The organism is Flavobacterium sp. (assembly GCF_044341265.1).
Classification (GTDB): domain Bacteria; phylum Bacteroidota; class Bacteroidia; order Flavobacteriales; family Flavobacteriaceae; genus Flavobacterium.
In genome coordinates this window covers 106,730-128,315 of the sequence record NZ_JBIISA010000005.1, presented here as the reverse complement: position 1 = coordinate 128,315, position 21,586 = coordinate 106,730, and the positions used below count along the sequence as shown (strand labels likewise).

General features: G+C 32.3%; 20 protein-coding genes. 6 read left to right on the top strand and 14 right to left on the bottom strand.

What is annotated here, in order from left to right:
* Positions 1-50 precede the first annotated feature (50 nt).
* From ACIQ06_RS03870 to ACIQ06_RS03840, 7 genes are read right to left on the bottom strand one after another with little or no spacing between them, the layout of a single operon-like run.
* Complete coding sequence (locus tag ACIQ06_RS03870; protein WP_396143965.1) at positions 51-359, bottom strand: hypothetical protein; 309 nt, start codon at positions 357-359, stop codon at positions 51-53.
* Between the two features lie 4 nt (positions 360-363).
* Entirely contained in the window at positions 364-1,017 is a 654-nt protein-coding gene (locus tag ACIQ06_RS03865; RefSeq protein WP_396143964.1) for a DUF1361 domain-containing protein, read from the bottom strand.
* A gap of 2 nt (positions 1,018-1,019) precedes the next feature.
* Positions 1,020-1,475 carry a hypothetical protein gene (locus tag ACIQ06_RS03860; RefSeq protein ID WP_396143963.1) on the bottom strand — a complete coding sequence of 152 codons (456 nt, stop codon included), beginning with the start codon at positions 1,473-1,475 and terminating at the stop codon, positions 1,020-1,022.
* 19 nt (positions 1,476-1,494) lie between these two features.
* Complete coding sequence (locus tag ACIQ06_RS03855) at positions 1,495-2,262, bottom strand: oxygenase MpaB family protein (RefSeq protein ID WP_396143962.1); 768 nt, start codon at positions 2,260-2,262, stop codon at positions 1,495-1,497.
* Positions 2,259-2,633 (bottom strand): DUF2809 domain-containing protein, encoded by a 375-nt coding sequence (locus ACIQ06_RS03850; RefSeq protein ID WP_396143961.1) that lies wholly within the window; start codon positions 2,631-2,633, stop codon positions 2,259-2,261. The genes ACIQ06_RS03855 and ACIQ06_RS03850 overlap by 4 nt, the downstream gene beginning before the upstream one ends.
* Before the next feature lie 50 nt (positions 2,634-2,683).
* A complete protein-coding gene (locus tag ACIQ06_RS03845; protein WP_298302167.1) occupies positions 2,684-2,980 on the bottom strand; it encodes a transcriptional regulator in 297 nt (98 codons plus the stop codon).
* A gap of 58 nt (positions 2,981-3,038) precedes the next feature.
* Positions 3,039-3,662, bottom strand: coding sequence for a hypothetical protein (locus tag ACIQ06_RS03840; protein ID WP_396143960.1), 624 nt, complete (start codon positions 3,660-3,662; stop codon positions 3,039-3,041).
* Between the two features lie 88 nt (positions 3,663-3,750).
* Here ACIQ06_RS03840 and ACIQ06_RS03835 point away from each other — a divergent pair, with 88 nt between their 5' ends.
* Together ACIQ06_RS03835 and ACIQ06_RS03830 are read left to right on the top strand one after the other, a co-directional pair.
* Positions 3,751-5,121: a M28 family peptidase gene (locus ACIQ06_RS03835; RefSeq protein WP_396143959.1), complete on the top strand. Its 1,371-nt coding sequence runs from the start codon at positions 3,751-3,753 to the stop codon at positions 5,119-5,121.
* A complete protein-coding gene (locus ACIQ06_RS03830) occupies positions 5,122-5,469 on the top strand; it encodes a DUF1801 domain-containing protein (protein WP_396143958.1) in 348 nt (115 codons plus the stop codon). It begins immediately after the preceding gene.
* A 50-nt stretch (positions 5,470-5,519) separates the two neighbouring features.
* Here the strand turns inward: ACIQ06_RS03830 and ACIQ06_RS03825 are convergent, their stop codons facing one another.
* The 4 genes from ACIQ06_RS03825 to ACIQ06_RS03810 all read right to left on the bottom strand — a co-directional run bounded on the left by ACIQ06_RS03825 (position 5,520) and on the right by ACIQ06_RS03810 (position 15,776).
* Complete coding sequence (locus ACIQ06_RS03825) at positions 5,520-13,424, bottom strand: fibronectin type III domain-containing protein (RefSeq protein WP_396143957.1); 7,905 nt, start codon at positions 13,422-13,424, stop codon at positions 5,520-5,522.
* 75 nt (positions 13,425-13,499) lie between these two features.
* Positions 13,500-14,393: a hypothetical protein gene (locus ACIQ06_RS03820; protein ID WP_396143956.1), complete on the bottom strand. Its 894-nt coding sequence runs from the start codon at positions 14,391-14,393 to the stop codon at positions 13,500-13,502.
* A gap of 5 nt (positions 14,394-14,398) precedes the next feature.
* Positions 14,399-15,217, bottom strand: coding sequence for a 3-deoxy-8-phosphooctulonate synthase (gene kdsA / locus ACIQ06_RS03815; RefSeq protein ID WP_396143955.1), 819 nt, complete (start codon positions 15,215-15,217; stop codon positions 14,399-14,401).
* A gap of 100 nt (positions 15,218-15,317) precedes the next feature.
* Positions 15,318-15,776, bottom strand: coding sequence for a 2-dehydro-3-deoxyphosphooctonate aldolase (locus ACIQ06_RS03810; RefSeq protein ID WP_396143954.1), 459 nt, complete (start codon positions 15,774-15,776; stop codon positions 15,318-15,320).
* 94 nt (positions 15,777-15,870) lie between these two features.
* On the opposite strand from ACIQ06_RS03810, the gene ACIQ06_RS03805 reads away from it, so the two are divergent.
* Positions 15,871-16,431, top strand: a complete 561-nt coding sequence (locus ACIQ06_RS03805; RefSeq protein WP_396143953.1) for a YeeE/YedE family protein — start codon at positions 15,871-15,873, stop codon at positions 16,429-16,431.
* 6 nt (positions 16,432-16,437) lie between these two features.
* Positions 16,438-16,851: a DUF6691 family protein gene (locus tag ACIQ06_RS03800; protein WP_396143952.1), complete on the top strand. Its 414-nt coding sequence runs from the start codon at positions 16,438-16,440 to the stop codon at positions 16,849-16,851.
* Here ACIQ06_RS03800 and ACIQ06_RS03795 read toward each other — a convergent pair.
* From ACIQ06_RS03795 to ACIQ06_RS03785, 3 genes are all read right to left on the bottom strand, one after another.
* Positions 16,848-17,123, bottom strand: coding sequence for an ATP-dependent Clp protease adaptor ClpS (locus ACIQ06_RS03795; protein ID WP_298302138.1), 276 nt, complete (start codon positions 17,121-17,123; stop codon positions 16,848-16,850). The two genes, ACIQ06_RS03800 and ACIQ06_RS03795, sit on opposite strands and share 4 nt — an antisense overlap.
* Positions 17,124-17,162: 39 nt before the next feature.
* Positions 17,163-18,002 (bottom strand): 50S ribosomal protein L11 methyltransferase, encoded by an 840-nt coding sequence (gene prmA / locus ACIQ06_RS03790; RefSeq protein ID WP_396143951.1) that lies wholly within the window; start codon positions 18,000-18,002, stop codon positions 17,163-17,165.
* A gap of 85 nt (positions 18,003-18,087) precedes the next feature.
* Positions 18,088-18,483 (bottom strand): hypothetical protein, encoded by a 396-nt coding sequence (locus tag ACIQ06_RS03785; RefSeq protein WP_396143950.1) that lies wholly within the window; start codon positions 18,481-18,483, stop codon positions 18,088-18,090.
* 167 nt (positions 18,484-18,650) lie between these two features.
* On the opposite strand from ACIQ06_RS03785, the gene ACIQ06_RS03780 reads away from it, so the two are divergent.
* Positions 18,651-20,795 (top strand): carboxypeptidase-like regulatory domain-containing protein, encoded by a 2,145-nt coding sequence (locus tag ACIQ06_RS03780; protein WP_396143949.1) that lies wholly within the window; start codon positions 18,651-18,653, stop codon positions 20,793-20,795.
* A 142-nt stretch (positions 20,796-20,937) separates the two neighbouring features.
* Positions 20,938-21,564, top strand: a complete 627-nt coding sequence (locus ACIQ06_RS03775; protein ID WP_396143948.1) for a hypothetical protein — start codon at positions 20,938-20,940, stop codon at positions 21,562-21,564.
* Positions 21,565-21,586: the final 22 nt, after the last annotated feature.

Sequence of the window (21,586 nt, the reverse complement as noted above, 5' to 3'; positions counted from 1 at the left end):
AAATTGAATTTTAGATTGATATTGAAATTGTTTTTTGAAATTGAAATTGATTACTTCCAAGTTTCTCCAACGATTCGTAAATACACAAATGCAATGGGAATATTGGCTAAAAGAATTAGTATTTTGATAGTAAAATAGTCTTGATGATTTTTTTGTGTGAAAGCTAAATAGGTAAGCCGGAATAGCATTATTAAATTAAGTACAAAAGCTATAATAAGATAATATGCACCAACGCCAAACAAAGCTCCAGTTGGATTAATTAGATGTAAAATCAGTAGAATCGTTCCTATGATGAATGAGCCAAAGGCTAATTGAGTGGAGAAAATCCCTGTAGCGTTTTCGTATTGTTTTTTTGTCATGATTTTAGATATTAGATTTTGATTTAATATATATTAGGTTTACAATTGTAATTAGTGTTCCTAATCCAAGAGTGAATGTCCAGGTTTCATTTTCGAAAAGGCAATTGAATGTAGATTCAGCCAAAAAAAGAGGATAACTAATAATATCCCAACTATTGAAACGAAGAAAGCGTCCTATATAAATACCAAAGGCACATAAATAGCTTATTGAAATTGTAAATAAATAGGATGTTTTTGAAGTATGGAAAAATTGAATTTGTTGCTGAATGGAGAAGATAGAAAGTATTCCAAAATAGAATCCTGCAATTGTAAAGCTTAAAAGCAAAATGAAGTCGAAGCAAAATTGTATCAGATTGTTGTGATTCAAATGCACAAAATCAGTAATTAAATAAAAGGTGTTTGGAAGAAAAAGCAACCATGTCACAATGAAAAATAGATTTTTGAAATTATATTTCTTTAGAGTAAAATCAATTTTTATGAAATTGGATATTATGTAGGGAATAACCGCAAGAATCAAATTCCAAATAAGAAATATTAAATAAAATGAATGAGTGATTTTTACACGTATTAAGAGTAAAGCAACAGCAGTTATCGAACTGAAAATTAAAAAATTGTTTTGCTTTTTATTTAAAACATAAAGTGAAAATAAATTATTCATGATTACTTAATATTAAATGTTGATTGAATCGTTTTAACTGGAATGCTTAGCATTTTATAAAAATCTAAATCATGAAATTGATGTGCTTTTTTACCACGATTGTAAGTGTGAATAAAATGTTTGATTTGAGTAGGATAGAAGACAGTTCCAATACAGATTACCATAAATAAATAGGCACTTTTTTTGCCATTTCCCAATAAAAAATATTGCATTGCAATTTCATCAACTACAGAAACTCCTGTGTTTGTTAGCACATGAATTACATCGTGATCTTCCAATTTTGGTTGCATTTCGAAATTGTATTTTAGTAGAAAACATCCCAAATGAAATCCTAAACTGTCTTGTTGGTAGTTTATTAAATCGCTTGGTGTTTCTTTCCAAGGAATACCTTTTTTGAAGAATTTTTGGTAAGGTTTCTTCGTGATTTCATACATTTTTTCAATTAGTAAATCTCTCATTAGTGCAATAATTGATGGTTTAAAGTGTTTCGTATTTTCCGATGTTATTAATAGATTCTTTGTGTTTTTTTGGAAGTAAAATCACCTTTACTAGATGATCTAACTTTAATATTTTACTGATTTTATAAAGTTTTAAAAGTGTTTTTGTTGGAAAATTTGATGCTTCAAAGAGCATTTTGAAAACTATTTTCGGAACTAAGATTTTCTGAATTTCAAGTAAAATGAAGTATCTAGAATTACCCAAGTGCTTTTTATATTGTTCAAATAAATGAATAGTGAATGCTCCTTTTTGTAAGTTGTTTTCGAGATGAATAGTTCGGTCAATTAACCAATCGTTATAGTTTTTTGGTAGTTCTTTTAAACCCATTCGAATTCCTAATCTAGAAAACACATCGAAAATTTCTTCTTTTTCATTGAGTTCTAGTTTTCTTTCTAATAATTCAAATGAGCGAATCGAATAATCAATAAGCAAATAAAGTACATCTCTATAAGCCCAATCAGGAATGGTTTGTCCACGACTTTTTTCTACTCCTTGATGAATCTGTGTTATTTTATCAATTGTTGCTAATGCCAATTCGTTTTCTGCAAAGACAATGTTCTGGGCATATTCAACTGTAGAAAACAATCGTTCCAATGGATTTGTCGGAATCTTTCCTGTAAAGTACAACCAATCAACAGCTTTGTTTAAGGCAAATTCGGCTGCAGAACCTGCAAAAATTAATAGAACAGCATCTGTATTTTTCCAAATTTCTCTTACTATTGATTTTTCAGCAACGAAATAGCTCATTTTGTAATTTTTTTATAGTTATGAATTAATACAACAGACATTATCCCAAGAGTATAAGCAAGCATATCAGTCCACGAAAATGAGTTTCCGAGTAAGATGTTTAGGATTTTGATTTTATCTAAATGAAGAAGTTCCAGAATATGTAGGTATTGTAAAAATTCAATCGTATAACTAATCAATAATGATAGTATTGCAATTTTTTTCAAATCGGTTGTCAGAAATGTTGCTAATAAGTAAAATACTAGAATTGATACGAGATAATCACCAAATATTGGTCTAATGAATTGGTCGTTTACGAACAGTGCAATAGTTATCTCTATGATTAAGATGACACAACTGATTATTAGATATTTTACTTTTATATTCTTCATAATATTTAAAAGTACTTTGTTTTTCAAAGTAAATAGATAAAAAAATAGATTTAACTTTTTGATATTAATTTTTCAAGTGCATCAATATGATCTTTGAATGCTTTTTTTCCTTCTTTGGTTGCAATGTATCTCGTGTTAGGCTTTTTACCAATAAATTGTTTTTCAATTTGAATATAATTTTCAGATTCAAGGGCTTTGGTATGAGAGGCGAGGTTGCCATCAGTTACTCCAAGAAGTTCTTTAAGCATATTGAAATCGGCACTTTCGTTTACCATCAATACCGACATAATCCCCAAACGAATTCGGTGATCAAAGGCTTTGTTAATATTTTGTATGATGGTTTTCAAATTATTCGTATTTTTTTTTAAATCTGTTTTCTAACTTCTGTAATCTTCTATCTCAAAATTAATTTCTATCATATTTAAAATACATCATACTTCCGTAAATTATATGGCAAACTCCAAATCCTAATGCCCAAAATAATAATCCGTAACCTAAAAACCATGTTGAAAGCAATCCTAATATAATCATCGTAATTCCTAAATATCTCACATCACCAAGGGTATATTTACTTGCATTTACACATGCCAAACCATAAAATAATAGGGTTAATGGTGCAACTAAACTTAGCATTTCTTTCTCTATCAAAAATAGAATAAAAAAACCACCTGTTGCTAATGGAATTGCAAAGTTTATAACTAATCTTTTTGATGAAACATTCCAGATTTTATCTTCTGTTTTTTTTGCTTTTCTAACACTTAATGCTATTCCTGTAATAATTGATAAAATTAATACTGAGAAAGCAATTATAAAAAGTTTGTTTATGGAATCTTGAGAGATGATAAGATTTCTATAGTTTCCCATTGACGTCGTATCAAAATAAATTGTTTTGTAAGCTAGCCAAGCTCCAATCAAAGAATAAATTCCTGCAAGAACACCTGATAATCCACTAAGTGAAATAAATCGTGATGATTGGTTCATCATGTTTTTTATTTCAGAAATGTCGTTAAGATATTTTTCATTTTCCATATAAAAGTACTTTGAAGTACAAAGTAAATAAATAAAAATTGTTCAACCAAATGTTTTTTGCTTTATTTTTGAAATAAAATTAATAGAAATGAAAAAAATAGTTTTTTTGTTGTTAGTAAATTCTACCTTAATGTTGTCCCAAACCAATGATGAAGCAATGTTGAAACAAATTTATAAAGTTGCTTTAACCGAAAGCAAAGCTTATCCATGGTTGGACGATTTGTCAAATAAAATTGGTCATCGTTTATCCGGTTCATCAGGAGCAGCAAAAGCCGTTACTTATACAAAAGAACAAATGGAACTTTTAGGTTTAGATAAAGTTTATCTACAAGAAGTTATGGTTCCACAATGGGTGAGAGGTGAGAAGGAAGTAGCCTATTTACAGGTTGGAAAACAAAAAAAATCTTTTCCAATCTGTGCTTTGGGAATGTCAGTTGCAACTCCCAAAAATGGTTTGTTGGCAAATGTAATTGAAGTTAAAAGTTTGGAAGAGTTAAAATCCTTAGGAACTGAAAAGGTAAAAGGGAAAATTATTTTCTTCAACAGACCAATGAATCCTGAGTTTATTGAAACGTTTCATGCTTATGGAAGTTGTGTTGATCAACGTTCTTCTGGAGCAAGAGAAGCCGGAGAATTGGGAGCAGTTGGAGTAATTGTTCGTTCCATGAATTTGAGATTGGATGATTTTCCTCATACGGGTTCAACAAATTACAAAGAAATTTCAATTGATAAACGTATTCCAGCTGCAGCAATTTCTACAAATGGAGCAGAAGAGTTAAGTAAGTTATTGAAAGAAAACCCAAATGTAAAGTTATATTTTAAACAGTCTTGCCAAACATTGGAAGATGTTTTGTCTTACAATGTTGTAGGTGAAATAACAGGTTCGGAACATCCAAATAAAATTATGATTGTAGGTGGACATTTAGATTCTTGGGATTTAGGTGATGGCTCTCATGATGATGGTGCTGGTTGCGTGCAAAGTATAGCAGTTCTAGAAATATTTAGAAAGTTGAACTACAAACCTAAAAATACGATTAGAGTAGTTTTGTTTATGAATGAAGAGAATGGTGTTAAGGGTGGATTGAAGTATGAGGAGTTGTCAAATAAGAATAAAGAGAATCACATTTTTGCTCTTGAAAGTGATTCGGGTGGCTTTACGCCGAGAGGTTTTTCAATTGAAGCGGATGATTCTAATTTTGATAAAATCACAACTTGGAAGAACTTATTTGAGCCTTATTTAATTCATATTTTTAGAAAAGGACATACAGGAGTTGATATTGGACCATTAAAGTCAGAAAAGATTGTTAAAGTAGCTTTGCAACCCGATTCACAACGTTATTTTGATTACCATCATGCTGCAAATGATACTTTTGATGCTGTAAATAAAAGAGAATTAGAATTAGGAGCCGCTTCAATGGCATCGCTTATGTATTTGTTTGATCAATATGGATTGCAATAGATGAAACCTGCAGAAGAATATATCTTAAATCAACCAGAACCTTATCGTTCTATAATTTTTAATTTGCAAATTGTAATTGAAAATCAAATTCCAGATTTAGAATTATTGTACAAATGGAAGATTCCTTTTTATTATTACAAAAACAAACCCTTTTGTTTCATAAACGTAAGTCATAAACGAAAGTATGTTGACTTAGGAATAGTTAAAGGTTTTCAAATCAAAAATCATAATGAACATCTTATTTCAGAGAATAGGAGTATAATGAAATCACTAAGGTATTCTTCACTTGAAGAAATTGATAATAAAATTTTAATAGAAATCATTCAAGAAATTTCGGAATTATATTAAACAAAAAAAGAGACTGAATTTCAGTCTCTTTTTTATTATTAAGGTTTAAATTATTTGATTTCTCTGTTTATGTAAACCCATCCAGATTTAGCATCAACACCATTACGTTCTATAACATAATAGTAAGTACCATCTGGTAGTTCTTGTCCGGCGTCAGATTGTCCGCCCCATTCATTAACATAGTTAGTTTTTGAATACACTTTAGTTCCATATCTATTGTAGATACTTAATACTTTTACATTTAATCCTGTTAAATCGAAAGTATCATTTAATGTATCTCCATTAGGAGAAATACCTCTAGGGATAGAACAAGTTACATCATTAGCAATAAATACTTCAGAGTCAGAACATGTTCCAGAGCCATTAGGAATTGTAACAAAACAAGTATAACTACCAGCAGCATTTGCAGGGACTTGTAAAGTTGGACTATTACCTCCAACAACTCCTGTTGGACCAGTCCACGAATAAGTAGCTAAAGAAGTATCAAAATTATTTGACATTACTTCAAGAACATAATTTGTTCCAACACAACCTCCTGTCAATGTGAATGATGGAGAAGGTGAAATAGTTATCGTAAATGATTCTTGATCTGTACAACTTCCGTTTGCAGCATACACATATAAAGTTGTATTTGCAGTAATTGTAGCTCCAGTATTTAATTGAGTTCCAGTTCCATTTGGACCTGTAAAATAATTTCCAACGCTTGGTGCTGGTAATATATAACTATCACATGCAGTAACATTGCTAATTGGATTAACAACTGGTGTAGCATTTATTACTATAGTCATTGTAGCAGTTGTTGCACAAAGTCCAACATTTGGTGTAAATGTATAAGTAGTGCTTCCTGCAGTAGATGTGTCAATAGTACTTGGACTCCATGTACCTGCAATACCATTTATAGATGTGTTATTAAGTGAAGGTGCAATTGACCCTTGACAAAATGGACCAACTTGACTAAATGTAGGTACAGTTTGAGGATTAATTGTAATTACCATCGTAGCAGTAGTTGCACAAAGTCCAGCATTTGGTGTAAATGTGTAAGTTGTATTTCCAACTACTGAAGTATTAATTGTAGCAGGACTCCAAGTTCCAGCTATTCCACCATTATTTGATGTTGAAGGAAGTGATGGAGCAGTTCCATTTAAACAAATACTTGCTATCTGAGTAAATGTTGGAACAGTCGGTGCATCAATAGTAACAGATAAAGTAGCTGTAGTTGCACAAATTCCTGCATTTGGTGTAAATGTGTACGTTGTAGTTCCTGGAGTTGATGTATCAATTACTGATGGATTCCATGTTCCTACGATTCCTTCATTCGAAGTAGAAGAAAGAGAAGGAGCAACTCCATTTTGACAAATATTTGCAATTGAATTAAATGTACTAACAATTTGTGGATCAATAGTAACTGAAAGAGTTGTTGTTAATGCACATGCCTGACTTGGAATTGCGTCTGGAGTAAATGTATAAGTTACTGAACCAGCTACAGATGTATTAATTGTTGAAGGACTCCAAGTTCCTGTTATTCCATTTACTGATGTTAATGGTAAACTAGGTGCTGTACTATTTTGACAAATAGATGCAATACTATTAAATGTTGGTGTAACTTGATTTATGATTGTAACATTCAATGTAGCGGTTGTCGCACAAATTCCTGCATTAGGCGTGAAAGTATAAGTTGTTGTCCCAACTGCTGATGTATCTACTGTACTTGGAGACCAAGTTCCAGCAATTCCATTATTTGAAGTTGTTGGTAAAGTAGGAGCCGTTCCATTTAAACAAATATCTGGAATTGCAGTAAACGTCGGTGTATCTGGAGTTGTTATTGTAACTACTCCTGAAGTTGGTTGTGATGGACAACTTAAACTAGATATTGAAATTGAATCTAATAAGTTACCAATACTTGGACTTCCTCCTGCGCTTGAAACAGAAACAAAGCGTAAAGTATAATCATTTCCTCCAGTAGTAGGAACTACATAATTTACAGTATGTAATACCCAAGCGGTGTTATTATCTGTAAAATTACCAAGACTAACATAAGGTCCTCCAAGAGGTCCTATTTCAACACCAACAACATCATTACCTTGTCTTCCTCTATGAGCAAAAGAAATTGTTAAGGCAGTTCCTGGTAAAACACTAAAATCTTGGAATAGTGTTCCCGGTGTATTTCCATTTAATTCAATTAACTGATTTCCAGAATATGCGTTAACACCTTCAAATCCTGGAGGCCAAATTTCTATTATTCCATCTGCGGATGTAGTATCCCAACAAGGAACTAAATTCTCATCAAATAGGTTAGGGAAAGCTCCAGTTGCAGTTGGACTTTCAAAATCTGTATTACAGAAATTAGTTACTTGATTAATAACAACAGTATAAGTTCCTGCAACTGTTGTATTAAATGATGCAACGTTACCTGGATTTGTAAATGGTGAAGGAACAGTCCAAGTGTATGAATAATTTCCAGGTATAGCTGGAGTTGCTGTAATTGTTGCACTAGATCCAGCACAAACAGTTGGATTGTTTACTGTAACAACTAAATTTGGATTTACAATTATTGTTAAAGTTGTAACTACAGCACATTGACCAGTAGCTGGTGTAAATGTGTATGTTGTTGTTGCAGTATTATCTAATGCTGGAGACCAAGTTCCTGTAATTCCATTATTAGAGGTAGTAGGTAATGCAGATAATGTATCACCAATACAAATTGGAGCAACAGAAGTAAATGTTGGTACAATTGTAGGAGTATTAACTACAATAGTCATTGTAACTGAACCTGCACAAATTCCGGCATTAGGAGTAAATGTATAGGTAGTAGTTGCAGTATTATTCATTGCCGGTGCCCATGTTCCTACAACGCCATTATTAGATGTTGTTGGTAAATCGGCTAATGGTGCTCCAGGGCAAATTGGCTGTACTTGCGTGAATGTTGGAGTTGTTGAACCTACTCCAATTGTCATAGTAGCAGTTGTTGCACATAATCCTGCAGTAGGAGTAAATGTGTATGTTGTTGTAGCAGTATTATTCATTGCTGGTGACCAAGTTCCTGTAACTCCATTATTAGAAGTAGTTGGTAAATCAGCTAAAACATCTCCTGGACAAATAGGTGCAACTTGAGTAAATGTAGGAACAGTGGCAGGAATTATCACAACTTGAGTAGTTGTTGAAAAAGCTGCACATCCACCTGAAGCAGGAACTGAATAAGTGATTATATAAGTATTTGGTACACTAGCACTCGGTACAAAATTTCCTGTAATAGGATCAATCGATAGTCCAGCAGGCGTTGCACTATAAGTACCACCTACTGTTCCAGTTCTTGTTACTGTTTGTAATGCTGTAATATTGTTACAGTATGATGCATTTGAATATGAAATAGTTGCACTTGCAGGTGCAGTAATAATGATTGTTCTTGTAGTTGTAATAAAAGGAATCGTATTACAAGTACCACCAATAGTTGTAGCTGTTGAACTTGTAACAATATAAGCACCAGGTGTACTTGCAGATAAATCTACAGTTCCAGTTGCACTATCAATCACTAAACCAGGAGTTGATGTATAGGTTCCAGCAGAAGCTCCTGGGGCTAATACTGGTGTCGGATCAACACCATCTTGACAATAAGTTGTTTGCGGATAGTTAAAAGTATTAATTGGGAAACACGCTGTTGTTCCTCCACCTGAATTTGTTTGAGTAAATGTTACTGTACCAGCTTGATTTGAGAAGTTTGTAATCATGATTACATATACTTCACATAATTGTGCATTTGGAATACACATGATTTCTGTTGGTGCTGCAGAATAACTACAAGCATGTAAAGTTCCAGGACAACCTGCAGCAGGTGTTGGTGCAGGAAGAATTCCAGGAAGTGGATTTTGTGGAACTCCTGTACAAGCAGTTTGTAAATCTGTAAATGGACCCCAAGCGACGTAATCTACGTCTCTTCCTATACCATTGTTATCAACTTGTGATATTAAGTAAGTTAATGGTCCAGCTTGGTTTACTTGTAAGAAGAAGAAAGCTGGGTTAGGTGATGTTGATAAACATCCAATTTGACCTAAACTAGGAACATTTGTTGAGTTTGCATAAGTTACAGTTTGACCAGTACAGAAAGCAGGTGCCTCAGTACATGGTAATGTACCAATACACAAATTAAAATTAACCAATTGTTGTTGTGCAGATGCAGAATAAATTCTGATATAATAAGTTTGACCTGCAGTAAGTCCGTCAGCAGCATTACAATTTAATTGAGTTAATGCACCGCAACTATTTCCAGTAAAGATTGCATAATCTAAATCTGTATTTAAAGGAACAACGTTATTGAAAGAGATAATATGAGTTGCAGCTGTAGCTGTAAATGTATACCATACATCATCATTTGCAACGCCTGGAGGACAGTTTACTGCAGGTAATGATTGAGTTGCTCCAATCAATGTACCTGGAGTTGTCTGTACACAATTTAAATTTTGATTTACAATAGCAAATGTTGCATTAGAACATTCATCATTAACAGGCAATGTACCAAATGTTAATGGTTGTGACCATAGACTTGAATCTGTTGGTGAACATATTGCTCTTACATAGAATGTATAAGCTGTTCCAGGAGGTAAATTGGTTAATGTATATGGGTTAGTTGTTACAATTCCTAAAGATGTAGGAGTTGGTGCCGCAGAACCTGCAGGAACAATAAATATTTCCCATGAAGTTGCAGTTCCTTGTTCAGTCCAACTTAATACCGCTGAAGTTTGTGTAACACTTGTAGCTGTTAAACTTATTGGTTTAGGACATGTTGGTAAGAAACACTCACCAGTACCATTATATAATGTAGTTCCTTGAGCACCAGTTCCTGGAGCTTTAGTATATATTGTAGCTTGTGGAGCTAAAGCTTCTTGGATAGAAACTCCAACTTCATTAGCAAAAGCACCTCCTGCATTCCATTGTAATTGGAAAGCAATTCCATGACAAAGAGGAATCTGAACCGAAACAGGTCCATTTCCGTTTGTAAAAGTTGCGCCAAAAGTTCCAACAACAATACCATTTTGAATAACGCTCATTGTATTACCATTCCATCCATCTCCAAAGGTATCTGTCATTGTGAAAGTATACAAACACTGATCAGTAGGAGGACAAATTGTAGTATTAAATGTTCCAGCTAAACTTGGATCACCAGTATTTGTTGGAGAACAAATAGGTCTTACATAAAAATTATAAGCTGTACCTGATGTCAATCCATTAACTGTAAATGGATTTGTTGGTGCTGCTGTCCATAAAGGGTTATTTGGAAGTGGAGCAGGAGAACCTACAGGAAGCACAATTACTTCCCAAGAAGTTTCAGGACCTGTTGTTGTCCATCCTAATGTTGCTGATGTTTGAGATAAATTTGTTGCAACTAAATTAGTTGGAGGTAAACATGATGGTACTAAACAGTTTACAGTACCTGTATATAAAGAAGTATTCTGTGCACCAGTTCCTGGAGCTTTAGTGAAAATTACTTGTGAAAAAGAGTTAGTAATAGAAACACCTACTTCATTTGCAAATGCACCACCAGCATTCCAGAATAATTCAACAGGTAGAGCATTACATAATGGTACTTGAACAATAACTGGTCCATTACCATTTGTAAATGTTGCACCAATTGTAGCAATTACGATTCCATTTTGTATTACATTCATTGTATTTCCATTCCAACCATCACCAAAAGTATCGGTCATTGTAAATGTATAATTACATTGGTTTACAGGATCACAAATTGTAGTGTTAAATGTTCTAGGTCCAGCTGGATCACCAATATTTGAAGGAGAGCAAACAGGTCTTACATAAAAATCATAAGCAGTACCAGAAGTAAGTCCGCCAACAGTAAATGGATTAGTTGGAGCTGCAGTCCATAAAGGATTGTTTGGAAGTGGAGCAGGTGAACCTGCAGGAAGTACAATAACTTGCCAAGAAGTTTCTGGTCCTGTTGTAGTCCAACCCAATGTAGCTCCAGTTTGTGACATATTAGTTGCTACTAAATTTGTTGGAGGTAAACATGCTGGAGTTAAACAGTTTACAGTTCCAGTATATAATGAGCTATTTTGAGCTCCTGTTCCTGCTGCTTTGGTATATATAGTTTGATTAAATGAATTGATAATAGTAACTCCTACTTCACCAGCAAAAGCACCACCAGCATTCCAAAACAATTCAAATGGTAATCCATCACACATCGGAACGGTAATGTTTATTGGTCCTCCACCAGCAGTGAAAGTTGGTCCTAAAAGCGCAACTTCAATACCATTTTGTCTAACGCTCATAGTATTTCCATTCCATCCGTCACCAAATGAATCTGTTAATCTAAAAGTATAGTTACATTGTTGTGAAACATCACAAATGTTTGTATTAAATAAGAATGGTCCAGACCAAGCACTAAATGTACCATTACCGCAATCTGCTCTAACATAATATTGATATGCAGTTGCTTGTGTAAGTCCAGCAGCTAAATAATTAGTATTTGTATTGGTTTGAACACCAGCACCAGCAGGGATTGGAGATCCTGCAGGTTGAACAGCAACTTCCCATGAAGTAGCACCACCTGGATTACCCCAAGAAAGTGAAGCAGAAGTTTGTCCAATACTTGATGCAGATAAATTATCTGGTTGAGGACAGTTTACTTGCTGAATTAATAAACTATAGCCAACAGTTTGTGGAGTAGCATTAGTTGAAATTACTATAATGTATGGTAAGCCTGCTGTAACACTCAAACTTGGTATAGATCTGACACCTCCACCATTATTTGCTACACCAGCTACACAAGTTACACCAACATTTGCGCATCCTTGATAAACAAAAATACCAGACCAATTGTCATTTGGAGTCATTGTTATACTTATTGTACCAGAAGTTGCTGGGGTATAAGAATAAAACACATCATTACCAGTCATGTAATTTGTTGCGGTTCCTGCACATGCAGTTGGTTGAGCAGTGTCAGTAGAATCACCATAATTTGCAGTATTGTCATTTGTACTGTAAGGTAAAGTCGTTATAGTAATTGGTGCCGTACATGTTAAGCCTGGTGGGACAGTACAGAAGTTAAAGGGTCCTACCCAGGTACTTGAACCATCAGTACATAAAGATCTTACATAATATACATAACAAGTATTTGGTGATAAGCCTGAAGCTACATATGGTAATGCTCCATTATAAACAACACCAACACCAGTTTGAGTACCACCAACAGCTGGTATAACTTCAATTTCCCAAGAAGTTGATCCACTAGGATTAGACCAGTTTAAATTTGCTGTAGTTTGAGTTATGCCAGTTGCAGATAAATTAGTTGGTTCTAAACATCTTTGAACTAAACTCACTCTATCAATCAACCATCTATCTCCACCTAAACCGGTTGTTGGTTGAGTAAAGCGCATTACAAAAGCGATGTAAACTTGTTGGCCTGCATAAGCCGAAAGATCAACTACTTTCTCTTCATAAATATTATATGTAGCATTTAAAGTTGTTTCAGTCCATTGAGCTGGAGTTGCTGTATAATTTGCAACTGTAGTTTGTGAACCAGCAGAAACGTTGGTATTAACTTTTATAAGATATTCTGTATTGGATACCGTAGCAATTGTTGATCTAGTCCAAAAACGTAATTCTCCATTTGCAGGAACAGTTACTAAAGGTGTAGCTAAATAATCTTCAGAAGTATTTCCTTGACCTATATTTTCGCGATCCATATAGGCGGCATTTACACCTTGGTATACATTTGTTGCAACGGTGTTTATGTTCCATCTTCTTGTAAGACCGACACCATTGTCAAAAACTGCCCATTGATTTCCTGTTGCTCCTGTTCCTAATGTCCATGGTGAAGAAGCTGTTGGAAGAGGAACATCTGGTCCAGTTGTTCCTTCAAAACCTTCAACACCTGGGGTTGGAAATTGGGAATATCCAACAATTGAGAAAAATAATGTCAGAATTAATAAAATAATTTTTTTCATAAAAAATATAAATTGATTGGTTTGTTGTTTAATAGATAATTACCAAAAATATAAAAAAAATATAAAATATTTAATTTAAATTTTGAAAATTCCTCCAAATGCTATAATTCTTTGTAAAAAAAGAAAGTGTTGACTTGCTTTATCGGAATTTTCATTAGTTGTTTTAATATCATTCATGTCAATGTATCCTGCTTTTAACTCAGTTTGAACGAAAAAGTATTTAAAAAAAGTAAAATTCAATCCAACTTTTGCAGAAATTCCATAACCAGAAACGTGAAAATCATCATAACGTTGTTTTCCTAGTACTCTAGAATTTGTTTTTGGATATAACAATCCTAAGCCAATTCCTTCAGTTAAGTTTAATTGAAATTTATCGGTATTTGAAATTTTAAAAACCTTTGAAATATCATCAACTCTGCAAAATTCTGAATTGATATAATTCAGTCCGTCGGTATGCTCAAATGTTAGGAATGGTGGAGTTGGTGAAGTATCTAATCCGGTGTAATTGTCAAAAAAATTAACAGGAGAGTTATTGTATGTTCCATTGTATATTGAACCACTTTCAGTTGAAGGTAAATTAATATTTCCTGAAACATTTGCTATTTGGCGTTGTCTCATTACATATTTCATGTGATCTAATCCAACGGAAATATTATAATGGTCATTTATGAAGTAACCCATTCTAAAATTTGTTTGTGGAATGGTAATAGATCCTGGTTTTATATAATCGATGTGCCAACCTTTTGGTTTATCATCTGCTACAGCATCATGAATTGTGAAATCATAGTTTTGTCCTGTAAAATGAATATCAGATTTGGTATAGCTTTCTCTGTTTCCTCCCCAAAAAAAGTAAAATTTACCTTTGTTATGACTTGTGAATTTTTCAGATTTTGATTTTTCTTGTGCTATTGAAAATTGTGAAAAAATAGCCAACACAATAACTATTTTACCTTTTAAATTAAAAAACATTTATTTTAGAATTGATTTACAGTTTTACGAATTGCTACTAGTTTAGTCATAAGATCTTCAAAGTAATTTAAGTGAAGCATATTGGCTCCATCACTTTTTGCATTTGCTGGATCAAAATGAGTTTCAATAAAAATTCCATCTACTCCAACTGCTATTCCAGCTTTGGCAACTGTTTCAATCATATCTGGTCTTCCTCCAGTTACTCCAGCAGTTTGATTGGGTTGTTGAAGTGAATGTGTTACATCTAAAACAGTAGTTGCATATTGTTGCATGGTTGGAATACCTCTGTAATCAACAATCATATCTTGGTACCCAAACATAGTTCCTCTATCAGTTACCATTACATTTTCGTTATGACAATCCAATACTTTTTGTACGGCATGTTTCATGCTTTCTGGACTCATGAATTGTCCTTTTTTTAAGTTGACCGTTTTTCCAGTTTTTGCAGCAGCTACAACCAAGTCGGTTTGTCTTACTAAGAAAGCTGGAATTTGTAAAACATCTACATATTCTGCAGCCATTGCAGCGTCTTCATTTGTATGAATATCTGTTACAGTCGGAACATGAAAAGTTTCAGAAACTTTACGAAGAATTTTTAATGCTTTTTCATCTCCAATACCAGAAAAGCTATCAATTCTTGAACGATTGGCTTTTTTGAATGAACCTTTAAAGACATAAGGAATTTCTAATTTATCTGTTATTGTAATTAGTTTTTCAGCAATTTTCATAGCCATTTCTTCTCCTTCAATAGCACAAGGACCGGCTAATAAAAAGAAATTACCACTTTCAATATGCTTGATTTGTGGAATATTGTTAATGTTCATATTGTATGATTTTGAAGTGCAAATATAATAAGAAAAAACCTTCTAACTTGTTAATTAGAAGGTTTTCTATTAGCTTATATGTTCAGAAAAGGTAAAGTGTTTAGGATTGAATTTTTATACTAAATCCTTTTGGACAGAGCACTTTTCCTTTCTCATATATATTAAGGTAAAGGATTATTTTTTTTTCGGTTCCTTCAAATGAAATTTGATATATATCTAATGTACCTGCTCCAACTGCACTTTTTTTAGTTGGAAATGGACAACAAGTATCTACTTTTTCATAGCTAATTTTTTCACCATTTGGACCACTTATTGCATTAAAAAAGTACTCTACATTTTTAGGAGAATATTTTTCATTTTCAAAGCCAAGATTTATAGGATAATCCATGTCATATCCATATTTTCCGTCTTTATCATATTCTGTAAGCACAAATTGCTTGTTTTTAATAGGAGGTTTGATAGCAGAATTATCAATATTTTGTATAGTTGATTTAATGCTTCCGCAGGAAGACAGCATTAATATTGAGGTAAATAGGAGGAATACAATTTTGCTTTTCATTTTAACGACAAATTAGGAGTATGATATTTTTATTCAAATTTCACAAATAATAATCAAAAATCAAACCATATAGTTATTTTTGTAAAAAAAAGCGATGGAATTTATTACAAATACTTGGCATTGGTCAATTTCAGGTTTTCTTATTGGATTGGTTATGCTCTCACTTATCTATTTTGGAAAAGTTTTTGGCATGTCATCTAATTTGAGAAGCCTATGTTCAATGACAGGAATTGGTAAAAAAGTCCCATTTTTTGATTGGGATTGGAAATCACAACGTTGGAACTTAGTTGTTGTTGCAGGGACCATGTTAGGAGGATATGTAGCAACACATTTTTTAAGCTCCGATTCTAATGTTGCCATTAATGAAATAACTATTCAAAAATTACAAAACATTGGGATTGAAGCTCCAAATTCAAAGTTATTGCCAGATTCATTATTTGGAAATAATGTATTTGAATCTCCAAAAATGATATTATTTCTTTTGATTGGAGGTTTACTTATAGGCTTTGGTTCAAGATATGCTGGCGGATGTACCTCTGGTCATGCCATTTCAGGATTGAGTAATTTTCAGATTCCATCTCTAAAAGCAGTTATTGGCTTTTTTGTTGGAGGACTTATAATGGTCAATTTTATTTTTCCTTTAATTTTTAAATAGTTAATTATGAATTTAATAAAATACTTACTAGTAGGTTTTATCTTTGGTGTTGTGTTAACTAAAGCAGAGGCCGTTTCATGGTATAGAATTTATGAGATGTTTCAATTTGATTCTTTTCATATGTATGGAATCATTATGACAGCTATTGCCACTGGAGTTCTAGGTATACAAATAATAAAGCGAAAAAAACTAAATGATATTAAAGGACTTCCAATTGAAATTCTTGATAAAGAAAAAGGAACTTTTCGTTATTGGATTGGAGGATTGATTTTTGGATTGGGATGGGCTATGGTAGGAGCATGTCCTGGACCAATATTTATATTAATTGGCGCAGGTTTTATCTCAGTTGGATTTGTATTAATTGGTGCTTTATTAGGTACTTTCTTTTACGGATTGATAAAAGATAAATTACCACATTAAATTATTTCTGCACTTAAACCAGCTTCAAGTAATTGTGTACATTGAGGTTTCAATTCATTAAAAGCTCCAGTTTTTACAGTACATTGTCCTTTGTAATGAACCAATATAGCACATTGTTCAGCTTGTTCTGAAGTGTGTTCGCATACTCTGATAAGTGTATCAATAACATGATCGAAAGTATTTACATCATCATTGTAAAGTACTATTTCATTGTTAACTCCAACCAATTCCTGAACGGATACTTCTTCTTGTGTTTTTTCTATCGTACTCATAACTATCTATTCTATTTGAAGATTTAGCAAAAAGTAAATTTAATTATTTTTTAAATATTTTAATGAAACCCAATTGTTTCTTTCAAATTTTTTAACATAGGTTAAACCTTTTTCTGTGCAAGATGCATCTATATAAGGAATGTCTTCGTTGTAAAATCCGCTTAAAAGCAGTATACCACTTTTATTTAAACAATCAACATAAGTCTGCATATCGTTTAATAGGATATTTCTGTTAATATTGGCAATTATTAAATCATAACTTTTACCTTTTAATAGTTCAGCATCACCTTCATAAACAGTTATTTCATTGCAATTATTGCGTTCAGCATTTTCTATTGAATTTAAATAACACCAATTGTCAATGTCAATTGCATCAATTGGTTTAGCACCTTTCATTTCTGCTAAAATAGCTAAAATAGCAGTTCCGCAACCCATGTCAAGTGTTTTTAAACCTGTAACATCTGTTTCCAATAAATGTTGAATCATCATGTGAGTAGTTTCATGATGTCCTGTTCCGAAACTCATTTTAGGTTCAATAATTATATCAAATTCAGCTTCTGTTTTTTTATGAAATGGAGCTCTAACATGACATTTTCCATCAACATCAATTGGCTCAAAATTCTTTTCCCATTCTTCATTCCAATTCACCTGATCTATTTCCTCTATAAAGTAAGAAATTTTAAATTCATCAGAACCTAAAATATAAATATCTTCAAGAACATCTTCCGTCCAAAGGTCTTTTTGAATAAATGCACTAAAGCCTGTTTCAGTTTCAATAAAACTTTCAAATGGTTTTTCACCCAATTCGGCAATTAATATTTCTGATCCTAGTTCTTTTGGTTCAATAGTAAAATGATATCCTAAGTAGATATTTGACATGATATTTTTTTTGCAAAGGTAGTAATGAATTTTGGATAGAAATTGTTTTTCAAAAAAAAACCTAGCACTTGGCTAGGTTAATTATTTATTTTTTTGGTTCATATAAACTAAGTAATCGGTCATATGTCTCATTTAATTTTTGGAAAGACTTCATAATTTCAACATCAGATGCTTTTGTTCTAACAAGTTCTGCAACTAACTTAGTTTGTCTTTTTAAAACTACAATTGCTTCATCAGCTTTAGGATTTCTTAAATCTTGTGGCATAGTGTTAACATCTAACGCTTCCGCTTTTTCAACTAAATATTCATAAGAATTTTTTATTGGTCCAAAATTTCCTTCACCAGCTGGTTCAAATGTTTTAACTAATAATTCTTGAAAATCATTAAGTTGTGGCCATTTTGAAGCTACTGATTGAGCTGAAACAGTATTAATTGCAAAGAAAAATGCAATTGCGAATAAAGATTTTATTAATTTCATCATTGTAATATTTAAATGTTATGCAATAATAATAATTTTTTTTAAACAACCGAGTTAAATTTTATAAAATTAAATCTACAATTCATCACTAATTTTCAACATTTCAGTTACTTTTAGTTTTTGTATTCATATAGTTGCTGCAACTTTGCTTCATCAAATTACAAACAATCATGAAAACAATTATTACATTTTTAATTTTATTTATTTCATCATTTGGGATTTCTCAAACCAAAATTTCTGGTAAAGTTGTAGATGAAAAAAGCAATCCTATAGCTGGAGCTAATATTTACATTGATGGAACATACGATGGTGCAACTTCAAATGAAATTGGTGAATTTACTTTTAGTACATCTGAAAAAGGCAATAAAATTCTTGTAATTTCATTTCTTACCTATGAAACTTTAAAAACTACAATTGAAATTGAAACCTACCAAAATAAAACTTTCAAACTAAAAGAAAGTATCAATACGTTGGATGAAGTTGTTATTAATGCAGGAACTTTTGAAGCAGGTGACAAAGCTAAAAATACGGTTTTAAAACCATTAGATATTGTGACAACTGCTGGTTCTAATGGCGATATTGTTTCGGCTTTACAAACTTTACCAGGAACTCAAACGGTGGGTGAAAGCGGACGATTGTTTGTTCGTGGTGGTGAAGCCGATGAAACGCAAACTTATGTTGACGGAATTCGTGTGGCACAACCTTTTGGTTCGACAACCCAAAATTTACCAACACGCGGACGATTTTCACCTTTTCTTTTTAGTGGGATTTCGTTTTCAACTGGAGGTTATTCTGCCGAATATGGTGAAGCTTTATCAAGTGTATTGTTATTAAACACAACTGATATGGCAACCGAAAATAAAACCGATATTTCATTTATGACAGTAGGTTTAGGTGTAGCAAATACTCAAAAATGGAAAAAAAGTTCACTTACATTTAATACTGCTTACATTGATTTAGCTCCATATCAAGTGGCGATTCCTCAGAATGTTGATTGGAATAAAGCTTTTCAATCACTTTCTGGAGAAATTGTTTATCGCTATGAATTGGAACGAGGTTTATTTAAACTTTACACAGCTTTTGACGCATCACGATTTGATTTGAATCAAGAAAGTATTAATTCTGTTGCTAAAACTAGAGTCGATTTGAAAAACAATAATCTTTATGTAAATGCATCTTACAAAGGAAATTTTGGATCAAATTGGCAACTTACAACTGGTTTGAGTTATGGTTTAGGAAACAATAAAATTGGCTTGGATAACCAAAGAATAGAGAATACCGAACACGCATCACATTTAAAATTAAAAATTAAAAAACCAATTTCAGATAGAATCAAATTGTCTTTTGGTGCGGATTATTTTATAACAAAATTTGATGAAAAATATTCATTTATTACAAATCAAACAGGTTATAATTCTAATATTTTCGCTGGATATACTGAAGCCGATATTTTCTTTTCTAAAAAGTTAGCAATGAAAGTTGGTGTGAGAGCTGTAAATAATGATTTATTGAATGAAACTTCCATTTCTCCTCGAACATCATTGGCTTATAAAGTTAGTAAATCAAGTCAGTTTTCTGTTGCTTATGGCGAATTCGAACAAGCTCCAAGACAAGATTATTTGAAATTCACTTCAGATTTTAAAAACGAAAGAGCTTCTCATTACATTTTGAATTATCAATTTAGCAAAGATAAACGTACTTTTAGAAGTGAAATTTACTTTAAAGATTACAATAATTTGGTGAAATTTGATACTCAAATAGCACAATACAATTCTAATTTTAATAATAACGGATTTGGATTTGCAAAAGGATTAGATGTTTTTTGGAGAGACAATAAATCAATTAAAAATTTAGAATATTGGGTTTCATATTCTTACATCGATACTAAAAGAGATTATAGAAATTATGAAGCCGAAGTTACTCCAAGTTTTGTAGCTAAAAACAATTTTTCGATAGTAACTAAATATTGGATAAACGATTGGAAGTCAAGTGTAGGTTTATCTTATAGTTTCAATTCAGGACGACCTTATGATAATCCAAATGAAATGAGTTTTATGAACGGAAAAACTAAAAGTTATAATAATGTTAGTTTGAGTTGGGCTTATTTGTTAAGTCAGCAAAAGATATTATTCATTTCAATTAGCAATGTTTTAGGAACTCAAAATGTCTTTGGATATGACTATGCTAACTCACCTGATTCAAATGGCGTTTTTCAAAGAAAGGAAATAATTCCAACAGCAGATAGATTTTTCTTCGTTGGATTCTTTTGGACCATCAGCGATAATAAAAAGGACAATCAATTGGATAATTTATAGTTTACAATTCATCCCAAAAAATCAACATTTCAGTAAGTATAAATTTCACAGCACATACAAACAGAATACTTTTACATCAGAATTAAGAACAAGAGTTTTAATCATCAATAAAAAATCAATAACAATTTAAAATTTAGAAATCATGACAAAAGTTATCACAACATTAGTAGTATTTTTAGCAACAGTTTTAACTGTAAATGCACAACAGTATGAGCAAGGAATGGGAAAAGCATTCGCAACTTGGAGAACAGGAAACGCAACAGAAGCATCAGCTTTATTTGAAAGAATTGCATCGGTTGAAAAAACAAATTGGTTACCAAATTATTATGTAGCTTTAGTAAACACAACAGAAGCTTTCAATCCAGCAAATGCTAAAAACGCAACAGCTTTAATTAATAAAGCACAAACTGCTTTGGATGCAGCAGAATTAATTTCTCCGAACAATGCAGAAATTCTAATTATGCAAGCTATGATAAACACAGCTTGGATTGTTCAAGATCCAATGACTAACGGAATGAAACTTTCAGCTCCAACCATTGAATTATATGAAAGAGCATTAAAATTAGCTCCAGAAAATCCAAGAGCTGTTTTCGGAAAGGCAGATTTTGAAATCGGTGGAGCTCAATATTGGGGAACAGATACCAAACCAATGTGTGAGCAAGTTGCAAAATCTATCGAATTATTTGCTAAATTTAAACCAGAAACAGAATTTCATCCAACTTGGGGTTTAGATAGAGCTCAAGAGACATTGAAAAACTGCGGAAAATAATTTCAAAAATAAAATCTTAAGA